This is a genomic window from Roseovarius sp. (assembly GCF_965228755.1).
Classification (GTDB): Bacteria; Pseudomonadota; Alphaproteobacteria; order Rhodobacterales; family Rhodobacteraceae; genus Roseovarius.
The window spans coordinates 241,677-262,840 of the sequence record NZ_CBDDIG010000009.1; the positions used below are offsets into that span (position 1 = coordinate 241,677).

Sequence of the window (21,164 nt, forward strand, 5' to 3'; positions counted from 1 at the left end):
CATGACCCGAGATCCCCGCTACGACATCCTTTTCGAGCCGGTGAAGATCGGCCCCGTGACCGCACGGAACCGCTTCTACCAGGTCCCGCATTGCAACGGCATGGGCCGCACCTTCCCCTCCTCCATGACCGAAATGCGCCGCGTCAAGGCCGAGGGCGGCTGGGCCGTCGTCTGTACCGAGGAGGTGGAAATCCACCCCTCCGCCGATCACACCCCCTGGGCCGGCGGCCGCCTCTGGGAAGACCGCGACATTCCCCTTTTCGCCCGCATGTGCGAGGGCATCCACGAATTCGGCAGCCTTGCCGGGATCGAGCTGAACCACGCCGGCGTCATGACCGCCAACCGCTACAGCCGGATGGCGCCGATGGGCCCCTCGCACCACCCCGTGGCACTGGCCGACCCGGTGCAGGCCCGCGCGATGGACCTCTCCGATATCCGCGAGTTGCGCCGCTGGCACCGCGACGCGGCCCTGCGCGCCCGCACCGCCGGGGCCGATATCGTCTATGTCTACGCGGGTCACCAGCTCTCGACCATTTCCCACTTCCTCTCGCCCTACCGCAACCGCCGCTCCGACCAGTACGGCGGCTCGCTCGAAAACCGCGCCCGCCTGCTGCGCGAGATCCTCGCAGACACCAAGGATGCCGTCGGCGACACCTGCGCCGTGGCCCTCCGCTTCGCGGTCGACGAGTTGATGGGCGAGGAGGGCATGACCTGCGACGGCGAAGGCCGCGACCTTGTCGAGATGCTCGCCGAAGAGCCCGACCTGTGGGACGTCAACATTTCCGGCTGGGAGCATGACAGCGCCCCCTCCCGCTTCAAGCAGCAGGGCTTTCAGGACGACTACGTTGCCTTCGTCAAGGGCGTCACGTCGAAACCCGTCGTCGGCGTCGGCCGCTACACCTCGCCCGACGCGATGGTCTCGCTCGTCAAGGGCGGCAAGCTCGATTTCATCGGCGCCGCCCGCCCCTCGATCGCCGACCCCTTCCTGCCGAAGAAGATCGAGGAAGGCCGCATCGAGGACATCCGCGAATGCATCGGCTGCAATATCTGCATCTCGGGCGACATGGGCTTCGCCCCCATGCGCTGCACCCAGAACCCCACCATGGGCGAGGAATGGCGCAAGGGCTGGCACCCCGACCGCATCCCGCCGAAACGCACCGAGGACTCGATCCTCATCATCGGCGCCGGCCCCGCCGGGCTTGAAGCCGCCCGCGCCCTCGGCCAGCGCGGCCACGAGGTCACCCTCGCCGACGCCCGCTCCGAGGCCGGCGGCCGCCTTGTCGGCGAGCGCCGCCTGCCGGGCCTCTCCGAATGGGGCCGCGTGGTCGATTACCGCACCTACCAGATCAGCCAGATGGCCAACGTCCACCTCTACCTCGAAAGCGAGCTCACCGCCGAAACCGCCACCGAGTTCGGCGCCGACCGCATCGTTCTGGCCACCGGCTCGCGCTGGACAGCCGAGGGCATCGGCCGCACCAACCCCCGCGGCATCGCCATCGACGAGGGCGCCACCGTGCTCACCCCGAACGACATCATGGACGGAACCGAACCCACCGGCCCCGTCGTGATCTTCGATGATGACAATTTCTACATGGGCGGCCTCATGGCCGAGAAGCTCCGCGCCGACGGTCACGAGGTCACCTTCGTCACCGCCGCGCCCGAGGTGGCGGGCTGGTCCCACAACACGCTCGAACAGCACGTGGTCCAGAAACGCCTGCTGGAAATGGGCGTAGACCTCATCCTCACCCACAACCTCACCGCCCTGCGAAAGGGCGAGGCCGATCTCGCCTGCACCTACACCGGCACCCCCCGCACCATCCCCTGCGGCACCGCTGTCCTCGTCACCATGCGCCTGCCCGTCGACACCCTATACCACGACCTCACCGCACAGAAGGCCCCCAACGTCACCCGCATCGGCGATGCCTTCGCCCCCGGCATCATCGCCGCCGCCGTCTACGCCGGCCACCAATACGCCCGCGAACTGGGCGAGCAGGACAACCGCGCCATCTCCTTCCGCCGCGAACTCACCGAACTCTCCCCGGCCCCCGAACCCCGAAAGGCAGCGGAATGACCCGCGACCCACGCTACGACATCCTCTTCGAGCCGGTGAAGATCGGCCCCGTCACCGCGAAGAACCGCTTCTACCAGGTCCCCCACTGCACCGGCATGGGCTACATGCGCCCCCGGATGCTGGCCGCCATGCGCGGGGTCAAGGCCGAGGGCGGCTGGGCCGTGGTCTGCACCGAGTACAACTCCATCCACCCCACCTCCGACGACCTGCCCCACCCCTCCGCCGCGCTCTGGGACGACAGCGATATCCGCGCCCACAGCCTGATGACCGACGCGGTCCACGAACACGGCGCCCTGGCCGGGGCCGAGCTCTGGTATGGCGGCGCCCGCACCGCCAACCTGATGACCCGCGAAGTACCGATGGACATCGCTTCCATGCCCAACCTCGCCGGCCACCCCTACCAGACCCGCGCGATGGACAAGCAGGATATCCGCAACCTCCGCCTCTGGCATCGCAACGCCGCGCTCCGCGCCCGCGACGCGGGCTTCGATATCGTCTATGTCTACGCCACCCACACCTACCTCCTGTCCAACTTCCTCCACCCCCGCATCAACACCCGCACCGACGAATACGGCGGCTCGCTGGAAAACCGCGTGCGGCTCGTGCGCGAACTGATCGAGGAAACCAAGGAAGCCGTGGGCGACCGCTGCGCCGTCGCCGTCCGCTTTTCGGCCGACGAGGAAATCGGCGAAGACGGCGTGCCCATCCACGGCGAACGCCGCGACATGCTGGCCATGCTCGCCGACCTGCCCGACCTGTGGGACATCAACATCGCCAATTACTTCGTGGAAATGGGCGTCTCCCGCTACACGCAGGAAGCGGCGCTCGAGCCCTACATGTCCTTCGTCAAGGGCATCACTTCCAAGCCCGTCGTCACCGTCGGCCGCTTCACCTCGCCCGACACGATGGTCTCCCAGGTCAAGCGCGGCATCACCGATTTCATCGGCGCCGCCCGCCCCTCCATCGCCGACCCGTTCCTGCCGTCCAAGATCGAGTCCGGCGCGCTGGACACCATCCGCGAATGCATCGGCTGCAACATCTGCTATTCCGGCGACAGCCTCAGCGTGCCCATCCGCTGCACCCAGAACCCCGCCATGGGCGAGGAATGGCGCAAAGGCTGGCACCCCGAAAGGATAGCCCCCAAGGGCTCCGACGCCTCGATCCTCGTGGTCGGCGCCGGGCCCGCCGGCCTTGAAGCCGCCCGCGCCCTCGGCCAGCGCGGCTACAACGTCATGCTGGCCGAGGCCACCCGCACCCTCGGCGGCCGCGCCACGCTCGAATCCGCCCTGCCGGGCATGAGCCCCTATGCCCGCGTCCGCGACTACCGCGAACAGGCCCTGCAAGACATGCCCAATGTCGAGATCTTCCGCGAAAGCGCCATGACCGCCGACACCGTGCGCGAGGTCGGCGCCGATCACGTCGTGCTGGCCACCGGCGCCACGTGGCGCCGCGACCGCTTCGATGGAGAGGTCTTCAAACCCGTCGCCGATCCCGACATCCCGCTCCTCACCCCCGACGACATCATGGCCGGCAACATCCCCGAGGGCCCCGTCCTCGTCTACGACGAAGACCGCTATTACATGGGCGGCCTGATCGCCGAACTGCTGCGGTCCAAGGGCCTCGACGTCACACTCGCCACCCCGTCCGAGGTCGTCTCCGAATGGGCCGGCAAGACCACCGAACGCTGGTCCGTCCGCACCCGCCTCATGCAGCAGGGCGTCGCCATCGACGTCGCGCAGAACCTCGAACGCTACGACGGCACCGAGGCCACCCTCTCCTGCATCTTCACCGGAACGGAGAAACGCCTGCCCGCCACCTCCGTCGTCATGGTCACCCAGCGCGCGCCCAACGACACGCTCTACCATGACCTCCTCGCCTCCGCCGGCGGCGACGCCTCGACCCTCCCCTTCACCCTGAAACGCATCGGCGATTGCGAGGCCCCCGCCATCATCGCAGCCGCCGTCTATGCCGGGCACCGCTACGCCCGCGACCTCGACAGCGTCGCCGACACCCGCCACGTGGGCCGTCACGACCGGGTCGATGTCGGCGCCACCGGCCCCGCCACCTCCGCCTATCTCGACACGCTGCTGAAATACTACGAGGAGGAGATCGAGGGCGAAGCCTATTTCCACCGCATCGCCGACCGCCTCTCCACCCCCGACCACGCCGACAAGATGCGCCTGATGGGCGACGTGGAAACCTTCGCCGCCGCCGCCGTCCGCCCGTTGCTGCACAAGTACGGCCTCACCCCGCGCGCCACCGCCAACCTGCACGCCTCCGGCCAGCAACAGGCCGACCGCGAACCGACAGACTGGCCCACCCTGATCGGAGCCATGCGCGAAAGCTTCCCCGCCTATATCGACGATTTCGAAGGGCTCGAGGCCATGGCCCCGCCCGAGGACCTGCCCGCGCTGCGCATCCTCACCGCCCATGAATTCGCCGCCATCGACTTCCTCGAAAGCGAAGCCGCGCACCGGGCCGACAGCGCTGCCCACCTCCGCCGCTACCTCGAAACGGGAACCGCATGAGATACGCCCTTCTCGCCCTCCTCCTCGCCTCGCCGGCCCTCGCCAACGGCACCAACGCCGAGACGGAGACACCCAACATCTACGGCGAACCCCAGACGCAGACCGAGGGCACCCCCCGCGAATGCGACGTCTGCACCGCCCGCCACAAGAGCCTGCAACGCCTGCAGGAAAAACGCCTCTCCCTCCCCGACCCCGAGGAAGAGCCCGGCGATGACAGCTGACCACCCTTTCCCGACGCTTTTCTCCCCCCTCCGCGTCGGCCCTACGCTCCTCAAGAACCGCATCTTCTCCACCGGCCACATGACCGTGATGCTCGAAGACGGCGTGCCCTCGGCCCGCATGGCCGCCTATCACGGCGCCCGCGCCCGGGGCGGCGCCGGGCTGATCATCGTCGAGGCCGCCCGCGCCCACCCCTCCGGCACCTCCGGCCGCGCGGCGATCACCGCCTATGACGACGCCTGCATCCCCGGCTACGAGCGCATCATCGCCGCCTGCCGACCCCACGGCTGCAAGGTCTTCGGCCAACTCACCCACCCGGGCCGCGAGATGGGCGCGCTGGCCGACGGCACCCAGCCCGTCGCCTACGCCCCCTCCGCCGTGCCGAACGAACGCTTCCACGTCATGCCCCGCGCCATGCCGCAGGCCCTCATCGCCGAGATCGTCGAGGGGTTCGAGGCCGCCGCCGCCCGCCTGAAACGCGCCGGCCTCGACGGCATCGAGGTGCTCGCCTCCCACGGCTATCTCCTCGGCCAGTTCCTCAACCCCCGCACCAACATCCGGCAAGACGCCTATGGCGGCTCCCCCGAGAACCGCCTCCGCTTCGTCCGCGAGGTCCTCGCCGCCACCCGCCGCGGTGCCGGCCCCGGCCTCGCCATCGGCCTGCGCCTCTCGGGCGAGGAAAAGGACCATGACGGCCTCGAGCAGCCCGAAGTCCTCGCCATCGCCGAGGCCCTTGGCCAGGACGGAACCCTCGACTACCTCAACGTCACCGCCGGCACCTCCGCCGGCCTCGCCGGCTCCACCCACATCGTCCCGCCGATGCATTACGAGACGGCCTACACCGCCCCCCTCGCCGCCACCATCCGCGCCCGCGTCACCCTCCCGATCTTCGTCGCCGGCCGCATCAACCAGCCCCAGATCGCCGAGGAAGTGCTCTCCTCCGGCCAGGCCGACATGTGCGGCATGACCCGCGCCATGATCGCCGACCCGCAAATGCCCCTGAAGGCACAGGCAAACCGCCTAGACGACATCCGCGCCTGCATCGCCTGCAACCAGGCCTGCATCGGCCACATGCTGAACGGCCAGCCCATCTCCTGCATCCAGCACCCCGAAACCGGCCGCGAACTCGAATACGGCACCCTCTCCAAAGCGACCAATCCCAAACGCGTCCTCGTCATCGGCGGCGGCCCCGCCGGCCTCAAGGCCGCGGCCATCGCCGCCGCCCGCGGCCATCACGTCACCTTGCACGAGGCCACCGCCACCCTCGGCGGCCAGGTCAACCTCGCCCAATCCCTCCCCGGCCGTGCCGAATTCGGCGGCGCCGCCACCAACCTCGCCCACGAGGCCAAATCCGCCGGCGTCGACATCCGCCTCAACAGCCCCGCCGACCTCTCGCTGATCGAGCAAACCGCCCCCGACGCGGTGATCTGCGCCACCGGCGCCACGCCCTACACCCCCGACATCCCCGGCGCCGACGAGGCCCATATCCTCACCGCCTGGGAGGTCCTGCAGGACAAGGCCAATATCGGCGGCCGCGTCGTCATCGCCGACTGGAAGGGCGACTGGATCGGCCTCGGCCTCGCCGAACGCCTCGCCCGCAACGGCTGCCACGTCCGCCTCGCCGTCAACGGCACCATGGCGGGGCAGTCGATCCCCCAATACGCCCGCGACGCCTGGCTCGGCACGCTCTACCGCCTGGGCGTCGAGATCCTTCCCTACCTCCGCCTCTACGGCGCCGATGCCGAGGATGCCTATTTCCAGCACGTCCTCAGCGGCGAGCCGGTGATGCTCGAAGGCGTCGACACCCTCGTCACCTCCCTCGGCCACCAGCCGGTCACCACGCTCGCCGACCAGCTTTCCCAATGGCCGGGCGAGCTGCACCTGATCGGCGATTGCCTCACCCCGCGCACCGTCGAGGAAGCCGTGTTCGAAGGGCTCAAGGCCGGTACGGCGCTCTGACGCGCTATCCCGACAATTTCGATTAGGTATTGCGCCACACGGGGATTTGTGGTGAATCCCATTGATAAACGCCAAGCTGGGACATACCCAAGCCAGGCACGAATCCGTTCAGGTCCTTGTCCCGGAGCCCAGCATGACGCGCCACGCCTTCCGCCTTTTCCCCCTCGCCGCCCTCGCCGCCGCCTGCCTCACCGCGCCCGCCGCGATGGCCCAGGACACGCCCATCGGCAAGAATGTCATGGTCGAGCTGAACACGGTCAAACCCGGCGAGGGCGCCTGCGCGCTGACCTTCCTGGTCATCAACGGCCACGACAAGCCGATCGAGAAGGCGGTCTACGAAACCGTCCTCTTCAACGCCGACGGGCAGGTCGACCGCCTGACGCTCTTCGATTTCGGCGAACTGCCGCCGGGCCGGCCCCGCGTACGGCAATTCTCCGTGCCGGGCCTGACCTGCGACAATATCGGCCGCGTGCTGATCAACGGCGCCCATGCCTGCAACGCGCCCGAGCTTGACGAAAGCGCCTGCTCCACCGGCCTGCAGGTCAACAGCCGCACCGAGGTGGAGGTGGTCGGATGACCGAGATGCTCGAAGCCCTCCGCCAGGTCGCCGATCTCGGCGGTCCCGTCGTCATGGTCCTGCTCGGCGTCTCGGTGCTGACGCTGGCGGTGATCCTCTACAAGCTCTGGCAATTCAAGGCGGCCCATGCCGGCCGTCACCGCGAACTGTCCGAGGCCGTCGCGGCCTGGGATCGCGGCGACCGCGCCGGCGCGCAGGCCGCGCTGTCGCGCTCGCGCAGCTACCTCGCCCCGGTGATCGAGATGGCCTTCACCTCCGGCCCCGCCGACGCCGCAAGGCTCGAGGCCGAGGCCGAAACCCGCTTCGCCCGGCTCGAAAGCGGCTTCCGCCTGCTCGATTCCGTGGCCCAGCTGGCGCCGCTGCTCGGCCTCTTCGGCACCGTGCTCGGCATGATCGAGGCGTTCCAGTCGCTCCAGCAGGCCGGCGCACAGGTCGATCCCTCGCTTCTGGCGGGCGGCATCTGGGTGGCGCTGCTGACCACCGCCGTGGGCCTTGCCGTGGCCATGCCCACCGCGCTGGTGCTCAGCTGGTTCGAGGCCCGCATGGACGCCGAACGCGTCACCGCCGGGCGTGCCATCTCGACCATCCTCTTCCCGCAAGGGGCCGCGCCGGCCGCCGCGCCCGCCCGCGGCGCGGTGCCCGCCGGTGCGTAGATCACGCGCCCGCAAGCGCCTGTCGATGACGTCGCTGATCGACGTCATCTTCCTGCTGCTGCTTTTCTTCATGCTGTCCTCGACCTTCTCGCGCTTCGCCGAGGTCGAGATCAGCGCGGCAGCCGGCGGCGCGGCGGCCCAATCCGACACGCCCCCCGCCTTCCTGCGGCTCAGCCCCGACACGCTCAGCCTCAACGGAGAGGACGTGGAACTCACCGGCCTGAAACCCGCCCTCGACGCGCTGCGCGAAACCGAGGAGACGGAAACCCCCGTCCTCGTCAGCCTGCGTGACGGCGTCAACGCCCAGCGCCTGACCGACCTGCTGGTCGCCCTGCGCTCGGTCGGGCCCGTCCGCGTCACCGTGCTGGGAACCGCTTCATGAGACGCGCGCGCGCCACCCAGAAACGCGAACCCACCATCGCGCTCATCAACATCGTCTTCCTGATGCTGGTGTTCTTCATGGTGGCCGGCACCCTGGCCCAGCCGCTCGACGGCGATCTCGACCTCGTGCGCACCGCCGATCTCGAGGGGCGCGCGCCGCCCGACACGCTGGTCGTCCACGCCGACGGCCGGCTCAGCTACCGCGGCGAAACCCAGGCCTCCGCCACCGCCTATGTCGCCACCCTCTCCGAGGAGGAGCGCAAGACCATCCGCCTCGTGCCCGACCGCGAACTGCCGGCCCAGACCCTCGTCGACCTGACCCGCGAGCTGCGCAGTCAAGGCGCCGAGCGCGTACTCGTCGTCACCGAACGGGGCCTGCAATGACCGCCTCCTCCCGCCTCGCCAAGACCCTCGCCGCGGCCACGGCCCTCACCGTCCACGGGCTGGCGCTCTGGGCCATCACCCCCGATATCGAGATCGAGATGGAAGGCTCCGGCGGCGCGATGCAGGCCAGCCTCGGCAATGCCTTCTCCGACATGGTCGAGGGCACCGTCTCCCCCGCCAGGACCGAGGAACTGACCGAACCCGACGAGCCCGAGGCGCAGGCCGAACCGACCGAGGCCGAGACGACCGAGGCCGACCAGACCGAAGAGCTGACCGAGGAAACACCCACCGGGGAAACCGCGCAGGACCAGCCGGAGGAAGCGCGCGAGGCCGAGACGCCCGAGCAGCAGACCGCCGAAACCACGCCCGAGGAAACCCGCCCCGACGCGCCCCGGCCGGTAGCACAGGACACCCCCGACCAGCCGCAGGAAGCCGACCGGGCCGACACCGCCACCGCGCCGGAAGTCCCCGACGTCGCCGCCGACGTGGCCGTCGCGCAGGACGCCGAAACCCCCGAACCCGAAACCCTGCGGCAAACCGCCCCGGACGAGGTCCAGCCGTCCGAGCCGCGGGAAACACCCCTCGCCGCGCTCGAACCGACACGTCCGGAACTGACCCTCGCCGAACCGGTCACCCCCTCCACCCTCGCCGACAGCGCCGAAACCATCGAGGCCGACCCCGAAACCTCCCCCGCCGTCTCCCGCTCCCTGCGCCCGCAGACCCGGCCCAGGGCCATCGAGGAGGAACAGGAGCGCCTCGCCCGCCAGCGCGAACAGGAACGGCAGGAGCGGCAGGCCGAACAGCGCCGCCAGCAGCAGCAACAGCAGCAACAGGCCGCCCGCCAACAGCCGCAGGGCAACGCCAGCCAGAACGCCACCACCGGCGCGGCCACCGGCGCCGAGACCACCCGCCAGCAGGCCAACACCGGCACCGGCCGCTCGGCCCAGTCCGGCAACGCGGCGGCCAGCAACTACCCCGGCCAGGTCATGCGCCAGATCTCACGCGTCCGCCGCCCGCAGGTGGGCTCGCGCGGCACCGCCGTCGTGGCCTTCACCATCTCCCCCAGCGGCGGCCTCTCGGGCCTGTCGCTCGCCCGCAGCTCGGGCAACGGCCGGCTCGACCAGGCGGCGCTCGGCGTCGTCCGCCGCGCCGCCCCCTTCCCGGCCCCGCCGCCCGGCGCCCGCCGCAGCTTCTCGATCAACATCAAGGGCGGCTGACCCCCGGCACCGGCATCGCCGGACGGACCCGGGCCCACCGGCGCTATGCCGGGTCCGGCGCCCGCCCATAATCCGCGTCGCTCACCTGCTCCAGCCAGTCGGCCACCCGGCCCTCCTCCGCCTCCTGCATGGCAAGGTGGCACATCATCGACCCCGTCGCCGCCCCGTGCCAGTGCTCCTCTCCCGGTGCGAACCACACCGTGTCGCCCGGCCGGATCACCCGAGGCGCCTGCCCGCGCAGGCCCACCAGCCCCACGCCCGACAGCACGTGAATCGTCTGGCCCAGCGGATGGGTGTGCCACGCGGTCCGCGCGCCGGGCTCGAAGGTCACCTTCAGCGCCCGCACCCGCGCGGGCTCCGGCGCCTCGATCACCGGGTCCTGCCAGACCCGGCCGGTGAAATACTCGGCACTCGCCAAGCGGCTTTCCCGCTCCGCGGCTCTCATGATATCCATCTGCGTCTCCCTTCCGATGCGCTCCGCCCCTCACCCTAGGCGCCCGGGCGGCACATTCAACTCCCCGCCGTGCACCGGCGAATTTCCCCGCCCGAATCCCTTGACGCCCCCCCTCTTTGGCCGTAAAGACCGCAGACGGATTTCGGGGCGCCGCCATTGGTGGTGCCCGTTTGTATTGAACGGGGCCGCAACGCGCCCTGACCCAAGACGAGGATGACCCCATGTCGCGCGTGTGCGAACTGACCGGAAAGAAGCCGATGGTTGGCATGAACTCCAGCCACGCCAACAACAAGACCAAGCGCCGGTACCTGCCGAACCTGAACGATGTGACGCTGCAGTCCGAAACGCTGGGCCGCGGCATCAAGCTGCGGATCACGGCCTCGGCCCTGCGCAGCGTCGACCATCGCGGCGGTCTCGACGCGTTTCTTGCCAAGGCCAAGGACGACACGCTGTCGGCCACCGCGCTGAAGGTGAAGAAAGAGATCGCGAAGGCCCAGGCGGCCAACGCCTGAGGGGCATTCCCCCTCACGACGGCTCAAGCACGGCCCCGCCTGACCCGGCGGGGCTTTTCTTTTTGCCTGAGTTTTATCCGTTTATTTTCCGAACGTTGACTTCAAGGGTCGTATATCAAAACAACAATGGGATCCCTGTGGTACAAATCCTAACTACACACCTTGATATTGATCGTTCAGTTGGCGGGAGGGAAATACATTGAAACTCGGCGAAGTGGGGGAGGGTCGGCCAAGACCCGAATACGAAACGCTTATGAAAATTGTAATGGCATACCGTGAGTTCGTCGGGACGAAGGCCGCCTTTCACGTCGAGCACGAATGGTGGCCAGGGCAGTTTTCGTCCAAGAACGAGGAAATGGAGTTTTATCTAGATGAGTTTGCTCGTCCCGACGATTATCAGGTTATCGAGCAATGGCATGATCAAGCCGTGGAAGAACTCGCAACCTGTGAGGTTGATCTCATGGAAGTCCGGAGAGCGCGAAACCTTTGGCGTTTCACAGCTCTGGTCCTGCTGATCCCTTATTTGATCCTGTGGTACTTTTGGCGTTCAAACACCTAACCGTTGTGAACTCTCTTCGCCTTATCCCTCACCCCCGCAACACCTCCTCCACCCAAGCCGGCACCACCTGGCTCGCCGGCCCGTGCCGCAGCTCGCTGAAATCCTCCGACGCCGCCGACCGCTCCAGGTTCAGCTCCACCGTCCGCGCCCCATAGGCCCCCGCCAGCTGCCCGAAAGCCGCCGCCGGATAGACCTGCCCCGACGTGCCGATTGCGGCAAAGATATCCGCCTCCGCCAGCTCCCGGTCGATCCGGTCCATGTGATAGGGCATCTCCCCGAACCACACCACGTCCGGCCGAACGCCCCTTGCCCCGCACGCCTGGCACGCATCCTCCACCGCCATCGCCGGCGGCGCCTCCCACCGGTGCCCGCACCCTCCGCACAGCGCCCGGTCCAGCTGCCCGTGCATGTGCAGCACGTTGCGGCACCCGGCCCTCTCGTGCAGCCCGTCCACGTTCTGCGTCACGATCAGCACCTCGCCCTTGTGCTCCGCCTCCAACAGCGCCAGCGCCTTGTGCGCCGGGTTCGGCTCCGCCTCCGCCGCCTGCGCCCGCCGCGCGTTGTAGAACTCATGCACCAGCACCGGATCGCGGGCGAAGCCCTCGGGCGTCGCCACGTCCTCCAGCGCGTATTGCGTCCAGATCCCGCCCTCGTCGCGGAACGTGCCCAGCCCGCTTTCGGCGGAAATGCCGGCCCCCGTCAGGATCACGATCTTTTCCATGCCCCCTGCTTGCCCTATCACTGACCCCATGACCACCCGGATTCTCTTCGTCTGCCTTGGCAATATCTGCCGCTCGCCCACCGCCGAAGGCGTGTTCCGCGCCCTCGCCCCCGAGGTCGAGACCGACAGCTGCGGCACCAGCGACTGGCACGTGGGCGAGCCGCCCTACGGCGAGATGCAGCGCGCCGCCCTCGCCCGCGGCTATGACCTCTCCGACCTCCGCGCGCGGCAACTCTCGCCCGAGGATTTCACCCGCTTCGACCTGCTCGTCGCGATGGACACCTCCAACATCGAAAACATCGAGGCCCGCCGCCCCGCCGGCAACACCACGCCCCTCCGCCTCTTCACCGATTACGCCCCCGAGGCCGGGATGGACCACGTGCCAGACCCTTACTACACCCGCGATTTCGACGGCACGCTCGACCTGATCGAAAAAGCGGCACGCGGGCTCAAGGCCAGCCTCTGAACCCGGTTTCGCGCCGCTCTTTTCAGGAAACCCGAAATCCCGTTTCAGCCGCCGAAAAAACACCCCCTCCGAACGGCCAAGCCCCTTGCCCCGGCGCCATCCGCCACGCAACTGATGGCGGGAAGGAGACGCGCATGGCCGAAACCCCCCTCAAATCCGCCCCCGGCGAACAGCCGCAGGCGACGCAAGCCATCTCCGACACCGTGCGCGAGATGCTGGCCACCCTCCGCACCGGCGGCGCACAGGCCGCGCAGGATTACGCACGCCGCCTCGACGGCTGGGAGGGAGAGATCGTCGTCTCGCCCGAGCGCATCGAACAGGCCATCGCCGAGACCCCGCAATCCCTCAAGGACAGCATCGGCTGGGCGCATGACAACATCTCCCGCTTCGCCGCCGCCCAGCGCGCCACGGCGAAGGATATGCAGGTCGAACTGCGCCCCGGCCTCGTCGCCGGCCAGAAACAGATCCCCGTCCGCTCCGCCGGCTGCTACGTGCCCGGCGGGCGCTACAGCCACATCGCCTCGGCGCTGATGACCATCGCCACCGCGCGCGAGGCCGGCGTTCCCGACATCACCGCCTGCACGCCGCCCAACGCGGCCGCCGACGGCATCCCGTCCCCCATGCTCTACGCCATGCAGCTCGCCGGCGCCTCGCGCATCCTCACCCTCGGCGGGGTGCAGGGCGTGGCGGCGCTGGCCTTCGGCCTCTTCGGCGGGCGCCCGGCCGATATCCTCGTCGGCCCCGGCAACGCCTACGTGGCCGAGGCCAAGCGCCAGCTCTTCGGCCACGTCGGCATCGACATGTTCGCCGGCCCCACCGATATCCTCGTCCTCGCCGACGCCACCGCCGACCCGGAAACCGTCGCCAACGACCTCGTGGGCCAGGCCGAGCACGGGCCGACCTCCCCCGCCTGGCTCGCCACCACCGACCGGGCCTTGGCCGACACCGTCCTGTCGCGCGTGCCCCAACTCATCGCCACCCTGCCCCCGGCCAACCGCGAGGCCGCCACCGCCGCCTGGCGCGACTTCGGCGAGGTCGTCCTCTGCGCCGACGCCGAGGAGATGGCCGCATACGCCGACCGCAAGGCGCCCGAACACCTCCACGTGCAGGCGGCCGACCTGCCCTGGTGGCGCGACCGCCTGCGCGCCTATGGCTCGCTCTTCCTCGGGGCGTCCACCACCGTGGCCTTCGGCGACAAGGCCGCCGGGCCCAACCACGTCCTGCCCACCTCCGGCGCCGCGCGCTATACCGGCGGGCTCTCGGTCCACAAGTTCCTGAAAACCGTCACCTGGCAGGAAGTCGGCGATGACGCCCTCCCCGACCTCGCCACCGCCACCGCCGCCATCAGCCGCGCCGAAGGCATGGAGGCCCACGCCCGCACCGCCGACATCCGGCTCGACCGGGCCGCCACCCCCGCGAAACAGGCGGTGGGCGAAACCGGGTAACCGGGCCCGGCGCATGTCACGCGGCACAAAACGCGCCCTCGCCCCGCAAAGCCCTGTCCGACAAAACCCTTGCCCCGCCGCCAGTCCCCCCTATTCTCCCCTGTCATCACGACGGTTGAAATCGACGTATATACATAGTATCGCCAAAAGCTATACCAACCAAGGTAAGGCAATCAACATGACAGACTCAAAAGACGTAAAGGGCGTAGGCCCCGCCATGGCCCGCGAACTCGCCTCGCGCGGCATCACCACGGCCAAGGATCTCGCCGAAACCCCGGCGGCCAAGCTCACCGACGTGCCCGGCATCGGCGCCGCCACGGCGCCCCGGCTGATCGAGAACGCCCGCCTCGCCATGGCGGCGGCCCGCGTCTCGCCCGCCAAGCCCGGCCCCGCCAAAGCCAGCCCCACCAAACCCGCCACCCGGTCGCGCACCAAACCCGCACCGGGCAAGGCCGCCACCAAAACCGCCGGCGCCAGGTCGAAGGCCCCCACCGCGCCGCGCAGCCCGGCCAAGACCCGGACCAAGCCCGCCGCTACCCCGGTCGACACCGCCCACAGCGCCGAAACCGCCGAGGCCGCGAAGCCCGCGCCCAAACCGGCCGCGAAGAAACCGACCAAGGCGAAGAAACCCGCCGCCAAACCCAAGGCAGCGAAACCGGCCAAGCCCGCTGACAAGACCGAGGTTAAAGCCAAGGACGCGAAGAAGGCCGAGAAGAAGGCCCAGCAAAAGGCGAAAGACGCCCGCAAGGCCGAGAAGAAGGCCAAGGAGGCCCGCAAGAAGGCAGAAAGCAAGGTTGCCAAGGCCGCCGAAAAGGCCAGGAAGGCCGCGGCCAAGGCAAAGAAGGCCGCAGAAAAGGCCGCCGCGAAAGTCAAACCCAAGAAGAAAAAGAAGTAACGCGCCCTATCCGGCGCGCCGCTCCAGCTCGGCCCGCAGGCTTTCCGCCTCGTGCCGGGCCTCGCGCAGCCCGTCCATCGTCGCCGACAGCTCGGCCTCGGTCTGGCTCAGCTGGTTGGTCAGCTCCGCCTCGCGCTGCTGCAGGTAGGTGATCGCCTGGTCGCGGGTCTCCTCGGCCTCGTGCAGCTCCTGCGCCAGCCGCTCCAGCTCGCCCACGTCCGATTGCGACACCCGGATGAACTTGTGGACCAGCCAGTTGGCGAACCAGCCCAGCGCGAAGGCGACGAACAGAATGATGGCCGTCGCGATTATGAATTCAATCCTGTTCATCCGCCGTGTCTTCCTGCGTGTCGCCGTCCCCGGTATCGGCAGCGTCCGCAGCCCCCTCTTCCGCCTCGCCGGCGGCATCGTCAGTTTCGCCCCCGGCACCGTCACTGGCACCATCACTATCCGACTGTTCTTCTGACGTTCCTTCCAGAGTTTCAAGCGTTGTTTGCTCTTCGACGATCTCGACGGGCAGGATCACCTTGAATTCGATCCGCCGGTTCGCCTCGCGGCCCTCTTCCGTGCCGTTGTCGGCGATGGGCTGGCTCTCGCCATAGCCCACGGCGGAAATCGACGCGGTCAGCACCCGGCGCATCCGCAGCTCGTTCAGAACCGTCTGCGCCCGCTCCTGGCTAAGCTGCTGGTTCATCACCTCGCGGCCCTGGCTGTCGGTATGGCCGCCGATCTCCATGGTGATCTCGCCACAGGTCTTCAGGATCTCGGCGATGTCGTCCATGATGTCCGAGCCATCGGCGTCGATATTGGCCGACCCCGGCTCGAAGCTGATCTTCCGTGCCTCCTGGATCGTGGCGATGCGCGCCTCGCATTCCTCGGGCGTCGGCAGGCTCGCCACCGGGTCCAGCTCCTCGCGGTAATCCACGTCGATCGTGTATTGCGCCCCCTCGCCCAGCTTTTCCGAGAACATGCCCGAAATCGCCGAACCGGCCTCGGCCTGCCCGGTCAGGCCGCTGATATGCATCTCGTCGGGCGACACCCGCACCACGCCGTTGGTCAGGTAGGACAGCGCATCAAGCGCGGTCAGCACCCGGAACGTCCACCCCTCGGGCAAGCCCTCGGCCACCCGCGCGCTCATATGCACCCCGTCCGAGGTGAACCGCGCCCGGGCGAAACTGTCGACCAGCTTGCGCTCGGCGGCGGTGGCGATCCGGCCGCGCAGCTGCACCATGCCCTCGGGCGACAGCGTGGCGGTGAATTCCGGCGTCTCGGGCGTCGTCTCCTCCGGCGGCTCGGGCAGCACGGCATGCAGCGCGAACACCTCCGGCAGCGAGCTCTCCAGCGCCCCCACCACGTTGTCGAACTGCCCCTGCGGCGTGCCTTCCAGCGCCACCAGCGAGATATCGGCATCCGAGAAGGTCACCACACCGCCGCCAAGCTCCTTGACCGCGCCGATCGCCTGTTCGGCGGCCTTGGCCCAGTTGGGGGTGGGCACGCCCATCCCGACAAGACAGTTGGCCTTGCCGGTCAGCCCCGCCTCGCGCGCCGCCGCGACGATCCGGTCCCGCGCCTCGTCGGTATCGGCGGAACAGGCGTCGAACCGCGTGCCGCCCTCCTCGCTCACGAAGCGCAGGGTGAAGGGCGTGATCACCGGCCGCGGCGCCGAGATGTTCAGCGCCAGCTTCAGCCCCTCGGGCACCCGCCGGGCAAGCTTGTTCTCCATGTCCGCCTTGACCGCCGCGCTCTCGGTCATCGCCGTGACCGAGATCTGCGCGGCATCCACCGAGATCTTGGTCCGCTTCAGGTCCTTCAGCGAGCGCAGCGCGTAATCCGTCGCCGCCTCCCACGTCTCCGGCGCGGGATAGTCGGCGGATTCGAGGAAGTTCGCCACCGGCTCGCCCGCCACCGCCTCCTCGACGGCGCCCACGAACGCCTCCCGGTCCATCGCCGCGGGCACCAGCCCGATCAGCGACACGCCGCTGTCGTTGCGCAGGATCTCCATGGAAAAGCGCGGCGGGGCGATCTGGCCGGTATCCTGCACCAGCATCTGGTCGATCACCCGCGCGGCATCCACCACCGATCCCGCGATCGACAGCGCCTTGAACCGCCGCGCCTCGGTCGGCGCGGTTCCGGCCAGGAAGACATGCAGCCCGTTGGCGTCCACCTCGGTCCAGGTCATGCCGTTTTCGTCAAGCGTGTTGCGGACCGAGTTGCGCGAGGTCTCCTCGACGACCGAGACGGCGAATCGCGCACAGACAAGGCACAGGATGGCCGCTGTCAGGAACACGCCGCCGATAGCGAATACCGATGAAAGACGCATGGGCCTATACTGTTAATCCAACTCGTCGTGCGTGTTTAAGGCCAGAGGCGGGCAATATCAATCAAAGGAACAGCGCAACGGCAAAAAACGGCAGGGGCAACAGGCCCGCATCCCGGTTCGACCGGAACAGCGTCAACTGCCGTTCCCCGTCATCCAGGTCGAAGCGGCTGAGTTGCCAGTGCATGTGCCAGCCGAACGCCCACGTCCCCAGCAACGCCACCAGCAGCGCGAAGGGCGCCGCTCCGACCGCCGCGCCGATCACCGCAAGCCCCTGCAGGATCACCGCCAGCACGAGGAACCGCCGCAGCCACCGGGGGCTTTCGCGCCCGAACAGCCGCGCGGTCGATTTCACCCCGATCAGGGCGTCGTCCTCGGCATCCTGGTGGGCATAGATCGTGTCGTAGAACAGCGTCCAGCAGATCCCCGCGAGGTACAGCACCACCGCCGGCCACTCCAGCCGCCCGCTATGCGCCACCCATGCCAGCAGCGCGCCCCAGTTGAACGCCAGCCCCAGGAATATCTGCGGCCACCACGTGAACCTTTTCGCAAACGGGTAGATGCACACCGGCACCAGCGAGATCACCCCCATCAGGATCGCCGCCCAGTTGAAGGTCAGCAGGATGCACAGCGCCACCAGCGCCTGCGCCACCAGCCACGCCAGCGCCTGTGTCACGCTGACCGCCCCCGACGGGATCGGCCGCGATGCCGTCCGGGCGACCGAGCCGTCGATATGCCGGTCGGTGATGTCGTTCCACGTACACCCCGCCCCCCGCATCAGGAACGCGCCGATCCCGCAGCCCGCGAAGATCCACAGGTCGTGCCACCCGGCCCGCCCGTCATGCAGCATCGCCAGCAGCAGGCCCCACCAGCACGGCAGCAACAACAGCCACGTCCCGATCGGCCGGTCCGCCCGGGAAAGCCGCAGGTAGGGCCGTGTCCCCTCCGGCGCCAGCCGGTCCACCCAGTTGCCTTTCACCGCGTCGGCCACCGTGCCCAGTGACTCGCGGTCCGGCTCTGGCGTCTCGTTCGTCGGGGTCATATATCTGCCCTCATGGCAATTGCGAAGATCAGGCTGTTTGTAGAGCACCCCCTGGGGGAAGGGCAAACCATTCCCCTCACCCGCGACCAGGCGCATTACCTCTTCGGCGTCATGCGGCTGGGGCCGGGCGACCCGGTCCTGCTCTTCAACGGCCATGACGGCGAATGGCGCGCCACCGTCGCCGAGGCGGGCAAGCGCGGCGGCACGCTCACGACCGACGCACAGACCGCCCCCCAGCGCAACCCGCCCGACCTCTGGCTCCTCTTCGCCCCCATCAAGAAGGCCCGCACCGACTTCATCGTCGAAAAGGCCGCCGAGATGGGCGCCGCCCGCATCCTGCCCGTCCAGACCGATTTCACCAATGCCGAGCGCATCCGCCAGGACCGCCTCCAGGCCCACGCCCTTGAGGCGGCCGAGCAATGCGGCGGCACCTACGTGCCGCAGGTCACCGCCCTCCACAAGCTCTCCGACCTCCTCGCCGACTGGCCCGCCGACCGCCATCTGATGTTCTGCGACGAGGCGCTCGCCGGCGGCGCCGCCACCCTGCCCCGCGACCTCGCAGGCCACCCCTGGGCCATCCTCATCGGCCCCGAGGGCGGCTTCTCCGACCCCGAGCGCACCCGCCTTGCGGCGCACCCCTCATCCCACCCCATCGCCCTCGGCCCCCGCATCCTGCGCGCCGACACCGCCGCCGTCGCGGCCCTCACCGTCTGGCAACAGGCGCTCGGTGACTGGTCATGAGCTTCATCCGCCCCGAGGCCCGCGCCACCCTCCACCGCTTCCGCGAGGCCATCGCCGGCACCGCCATCCTGCTCCTCGGCCTCTGGTGGCTCCTCGCCACCACCGGCCTCCTGCCCTACATCGGCGGCGCCCTCACCATCGCCGGCGCCGCCCTCACCCTCGCCGGCCTGCAACGCGCCCGCTTCCGCGGCGGCGCGGGCGGCCCCGGCGTGGTCCGCATCGACGAGGGCCAGATCGCCTATTTCGGCCCCCTCACCGGCGGCGCCGTGGCGCTCTCCGAAATCACCGCCCTCTCCCTCGACCCAACCGCCAAACCGCCCCACTGGGTGCTCTCCCAGCCCGGCCAGCCCGACCTCTTCATCCCGCTCACCGCCGAGGGCGCCGACACCCTCTTCGACGTCTTCGCCAGCCTCCCCGGCATCCGCACCGAGCGCATGCTCGCCCAGATGCGCGCCCCCGCCACCGCCCCGGTCACCGTCTGGCAGCGTCCGGATAACACCCGCGCGAGGCTCGCCCGCCTGCATTGACACTCCCGCCGTTTGGCGCCACTTCTCTGGTCTCAACACCGCACGCCGAAGCAGGAGCCAGCCCACCATGTCCATTCCCCAGTCCGGCGGCGGGCCGATCACATCCGAAGACCAACTGGCCGCCTACCTCGAATCCGGGTGCAAACCGCGCGAAGACTGGCGCATCGGCACCGAGCACGAGAAATTCGGCTACTGCAAGGACAGCCTCAAACCCCTCCCCTATGCCGGCGAACGCTCGATCCTCGCCGTGCTCGAAGGGCTGCGCGACCTGCACGGCTGGGCCCCCGTCGAGGAAAACGGCAAGCTCATCGGCCTGGAAAAGGACGGCGCCAATGTCAGCCTCGAGCCGGGCGGACAGCTCGAGCTTTCCGGCGCCCCGCTCGAGTCGATCCATGAAACCTGCGACGAGGTGAACGCCCACCTCGCCGACGTCAAATCCATCGCCGACAAGGTCGGCGTCGGCTTCATCGGCCTCGGCGCCGCGCCGGAATGGTCTTACGAGCAGATGCCGATGATGCCCAAGGGCCGCTACAAGCTGATGACCGAGTACATGGATCGCGTCGGCTCGATGGGCAAGTCGATGATGTACCGCACCTGCACCGTTCAGGTGAATCTCGACTTCTCGTCCGAGGCCGACATGGTCCAGAAGCTCCGCGTGGCCCTCGCCCTGCAACCCGTCGCCACCGCGCTCTTCGCCAACTCTCCCTTCTTCGAGGGCAAGCCCAACGGCCACAAGTCCTGGCGCTCCCGCGTCTGGCGCGACCTCGACCCCGACCGCACCGGCATGCTCCCCTTCGTCTTCGACGAGGGCTTCGGGTTCGAGGCCTGGGTGCAATACGCCCTCGATGTGCCGATGTATTTCGTCTACCGCGACGGCAAGTATATCGACGCCCTGGGCCAGTCCTTCCGCGACTTCCTCAAGGGCAAGCTGCCCGCCCTGCCGGGCGAGACGCCCACGCTCAGCGACTGGGCCGACCACCTCACCACCATCTTCCCCGAGGCGCGGATCAAGAAATTCATGGAAATGCGCGGCGCCGATGGCGGCCCGTGGCGCCGGCTCTGCGCGCTGCCCGCCTTCTGGGTGGGGCTGATGTATGACCAAAGCTCGCTCGACGCGGCCTGGGACATGGTCAAGGGCTGGGATGCCGAAACCCGCGACGCGCTCCGCGTCGCCGCCAGCGAACAGGCCCTGCAAGCGGAAGTGAACGGCCTCAAGATGCACGACCTCGCCCGCGAGGCCGTCGCCATCTCCGAGGCCGGCCTCAAGGCCCGCGCCCGCCCCGGCGCCGGCGGCATGATCGCCGACGAGACCCATTTCCTCAACGCGCTCAAGGAAAGCATCGAAACCGGCCAGGTTCCGGCCGACGAGCTGCTGGCGAAATACAACGGCGAGTGGAACGAGACCCTCACGCCCATCTACGGCGAATACAGCTACTAGGCGAGGGGGAAACCCCTCGCCATCCCGAACGACGCCTTGTGTAAGGGCAATACTTTAG

At 68.9% G+C, this 21,164-nt stretch carries 22 protein-coding genes; 17 read left to right on the forward strand and 5 right to left on the reverse strand.

The window, feature by feature from the left end:
- Position 1 precedes the first annotated feature (1 nt).
- The 9 genes from ACO07J_RS17475 to ACO07J_RS17515 all read left to right on the forward strand — a co-directional run bounded on the left by ACO07J_RS17475 (position 2) and on the right by ACO07J_RS17515 (position 9,989).
- Positions 2 to 2,071, forward strand: coding sequence for an FAD-dependent oxidoreductase (locus tag ACO07J_RS17475; protein ID WP_422031296.1), 2,070 nt, complete (start codon positions 2 to 4; stop codon positions 2,069 to 2,071).
- On the forward strand, positions 2,068 to 4,599 hold the full coding sequence (locus tag ACO07J_RS17480; protein ID WP_422031298.1) for an FAD-dependent oxidoreductase: 2,532 nt from the start codon (positions 2,068 to 2,070) through the stop codon (positions 4,597 to 4,599). The genes ACO07J_RS17475 and ACO07J_RS17480 overlap by 4 nt, the downstream gene beginning before the upstream one ends.
- Positions 4,596 to 4,820 carry a hypothetical protein gene (locus ACO07J_RS17485; RefSeq protein ID WP_422031300.1) on the forward strand — a complete coding sequence of 75 codons (225 nt, stop codon included), beginning with the start codon at positions 4,596 to 4,598 and terminating at the stop codon, positions 4,818 to 4,820. Before ACO07J_RS17480 ends, ACO07J_RS17485 begins: the two co-directional genes overlap by 4 nt.
- Positions 4,810 to 6,777: an FAD-dependent oxidoreductase gene (locus ACO07J_RS17490; protein ID WP_422031302.1), complete on the forward strand. Its 1,968-nt coding sequence runs from the start codon at positions 4,810 to 4,812 to the stop codon at positions 6,775 to 6,777. The genes ACO07J_RS17485 and ACO07J_RS17490 overlap by 11 nt, the downstream gene beginning before the upstream one ends.
- A gap of 133 nt (positions 6,778 to 6,910) precedes the next feature.
- Positions 6,911 to 7,354, forward strand: a complete 444-nt coding sequence (locus ACO07J_RS17495) for a hypothetical protein (protein ID WP_422031304.1) — start codon at positions 6,911 to 6,913, stop codon at positions 7,352 to 7,354.
- Positions 7,351 to 8,007: a MotA/TolQ/ExbB proton channel family protein gene (locus ACO07J_RS17500; RefSeq protein WP_422031306.1), complete on the forward strand. Its 657-nt coding sequence runs from the start codon at positions 7,351 to 7,353 to the stop codon at positions 8,005 to 8,007. Before ACO07J_RS17495 ends, ACO07J_RS17500 begins: the two co-directional genes overlap by 4 nt.
- 25 nt (positions 8,008 to 8,032) lie before the next feature.
- The gene (locus ACO07J_RS17505; protein WP_422031420.1) at positions 8,033 to 8,389 is read left to right on the forward strand and encodes a biopolymer transporter ExbD; all 357 of its coding nucleotides are present in this window, start codon (positions 8,033 to 8,035) and stop codon (positions 8,387 to 8,389) included.
- Positions 8,386 to 8,772, forward strand: a complete 387-nt coding sequence (locus ACO07J_RS17510; protein ID WP_300891187.1) for an ExbD/TolR family protein — start codon at positions 8,386 to 8,388, stop codon at positions 8,770 to 8,772. Before ACO07J_RS17505 ends, ACO07J_RS17510 begins: the two co-directional genes overlap by 4 nt.
- On the forward strand, positions 8,769 to 9,989 hold the full coding sequence (locus ACO07J_RS17515; protein ID WP_422031308.1) for a TonB family protein: 1,221 nt from the start codon (positions 8,769 to 8,771) through the stop codon (positions 9,987 to 9,989). The genes ACO07J_RS17510 and ACO07J_RS17515 overlap by 4 nt, the downstream gene beginning before the upstream one ends.
- 43 nt (positions 9,990 to 10,032) lie before the next feature.
- On the opposite strand, the gene ACO07J_RS17520 is transcribed toward ACO07J_RS17515, so the two are convergent.
- On the reverse strand, positions 10,033 to 10,443 hold the full coding sequence (locus ACO07J_RS17520) for a (R)-mandelonitrile lyase (RefSeq protein WP_422031310.1): 411 nt from the start codon (positions 10,441 to 10,443) through the stop codon (positions 10,033 to 10,035).
- A 221-nt stretch (positions 10,444 to 10,664) separates the two neighbouring features.
- Between ACO07J_RS17520 and rpmB the strand changes: the two genes are divergently transcribed.
- The gene (gene rpmB / locus ACO07J_RS17525) at positions 10,665 to 10,955 is read left to right on the forward strand and encodes a 50S ribosomal protein L28 (RefSeq protein WP_064258306.1); all 291 of its coding nucleotides are present in this window, start codon (positions 10,665 to 10,667) and stop codon (positions 10,953 to 10,955) included.
- A gap of 199 nt (positions 10,956 to 11,154) precedes the next feature.
- On the forward strand, positions 11,155 to 11,514 hold the full coding sequence (locus tag ACO07J_RS17530; protein ID WP_422031312.1) for a hypothetical protein: 360 nt from the start codon (positions 11,155 to 11,157) through the stop codon (positions 11,512 to 11,514).
- A 28-nt stretch (positions 11,515 to 11,542) separates the two neighbouring features.
- Here ACO07J_RS17530 and ACO07J_RS17535 read toward each other — a convergent pair whose 3' ends face one another.
- Complete coding sequence (locus ACO07J_RS17535) at positions 11,543 to 12,235, reverse strand: NAD-dependent deacylase (RefSeq protein ID WP_422031314.1); 693 nt, start codon at positions 12,233 to 12,235, stop codon at positions 11,543 to 11,545.
- Positions 12,236 to 12,263: 28 nt separating this feature from the next.
- Here ACO07J_RS17535 and ACO07J_RS17540 point away from each other — a divergent pair, with 28 nt between their 5' ends.
- The 3 genes from ACO07J_RS17540 (at position 12,264) to ACO07J_RS17550 (ending at position 15,041) form a co-directional block, all read left to right on the forward strand.
- Positions 12,264 to 12,701: a low molecular weight protein-tyrosine-phosphatase gene (locus tag ACO07J_RS17540; protein WP_422031316.1), complete on the forward strand. Its 438-nt coding sequence runs from the start codon at positions 12,264 to 12,266 to the stop codon at positions 12,699 to 12,701.
- Between the two features lie 134 nt (positions 12,702 to 12,835).
- Entirely contained in the window at positions 12,836 to 14,146 is a 1,311-nt protein-coding gene (gene hisD / locus ACO07J_RS17545; RefSeq protein WP_422031318.1) for a histidinol dehydrogenase, read from the forward strand.
- A gap of 178 nt (positions 14,147 to 14,324) precedes the next feature.
- The gene (locus ACO07J_RS17550; protein ID WP_422031320.1) at positions 14,325 to 15,041 is read left to right on the forward strand and encodes a helix-hairpin-helix domain-containing protein; all 717 of its coding nucleotides are present in this window, start codon (positions 14,325 to 14,327) and stop codon (positions 15,039 to 15,041) included.
- A 6-nt stretch (positions 15,042 to 15,047) separates the two neighbouring features.
- Here the strand turns inward: ACO07J_RS17550 and ACO07J_RS17555 are convergent, their stop codons facing one another.
- The 3 genes from ACO07J_RS17555 to ubiA all read right to left on the reverse strand — a co-directional run bounded on the left by ACO07J_RS17555 (position 15,048) and on the right by ubiA (position 18,400).
- Positions 15,048 to 15,371 carry a hypothetical protein gene (locus ACO07J_RS17555; RefSeq protein WP_422031322.1) on the reverse strand — a complete coding sequence of 108 codons (324 nt, stop codon included), beginning with the start codon at positions 15,369 to 15,371 and terminating at the stop codon, positions 15,048 to 15,050.
- Positions 15,358 to 17,361, reverse strand: a complete 2,004-nt coding sequence (locus tag ACO07J_RS17560; RefSeq protein WP_422031324.1) for an OmpA family protein — start codon at positions 17,359 to 17,361, stop codon at positions 15,358 to 15,360. Before ACO07J_RS17560 ends, ACO07J_RS17555 begins: the two co-directional genes overlap by 14 nt.
- 61 nt (positions 17,362 to 17,422) lie before the next feature.
- Complete coding sequence (gene ubiA / locus ACO07J_RS17565; protein WP_422031326.1) at positions 17,423 to 18,400, reverse strand: 4-hydroxybenzoate octaprenyltransferase; 978 nt, start codon at positions 18,398 to 18,400, stop codon at positions 17,423 to 17,425.
- Positions 18,401 to 18,412: 12 nt separating this feature from the next.
- On the opposite strand from ubiA, the gene ACO07J_RS17570 reads away from it, so the two are divergent.
- The 3 genes from ACO07J_RS17570 to ACO07J_RS17580 all read left to right on the forward strand — a co-directional run bounded on the left by ACO07J_RS17570 (position 18,413) and on the right by ACO07J_RS17580 (position 21,106).
- Entirely contained in the window at positions 18,413 to 19,141 is a 729-nt protein-coding gene (locus ACO07J_RS17570; protein ID WP_422031328.1) for a 16S rRNA (uracil(1498)-N(3))-methyltransferase, read from the forward strand.
- Positions 19,138 to 19,668 carry a hypothetical protein gene (locus tag ACO07J_RS17575; protein WP_422031330.1) on the forward strand — a complete coding sequence of 177 codons (531 nt, stop codon included), beginning with the start codon at positions 19,138 to 19,140 and terminating at the stop codon, positions 19,666 to 19,668. The genes ACO07J_RS17570 and ACO07J_RS17575 overlap by 4 nt, the downstream gene beginning before the upstream one ends.
- Before the next feature lie 67 nt (positions 19,669 to 19,735).
- Positions 19,736 to 21,106, forward strand: a complete 1,371-nt coding sequence (locus tag ACO07J_RS17580) for a glutamate--cysteine ligase (protein WP_422031332.1) — start codon at positions 19,736 to 19,738, stop codon at positions 21,104 to 21,106.
- Positions 21,107 to 21,164: the final 58 nt, after the last annotated feature.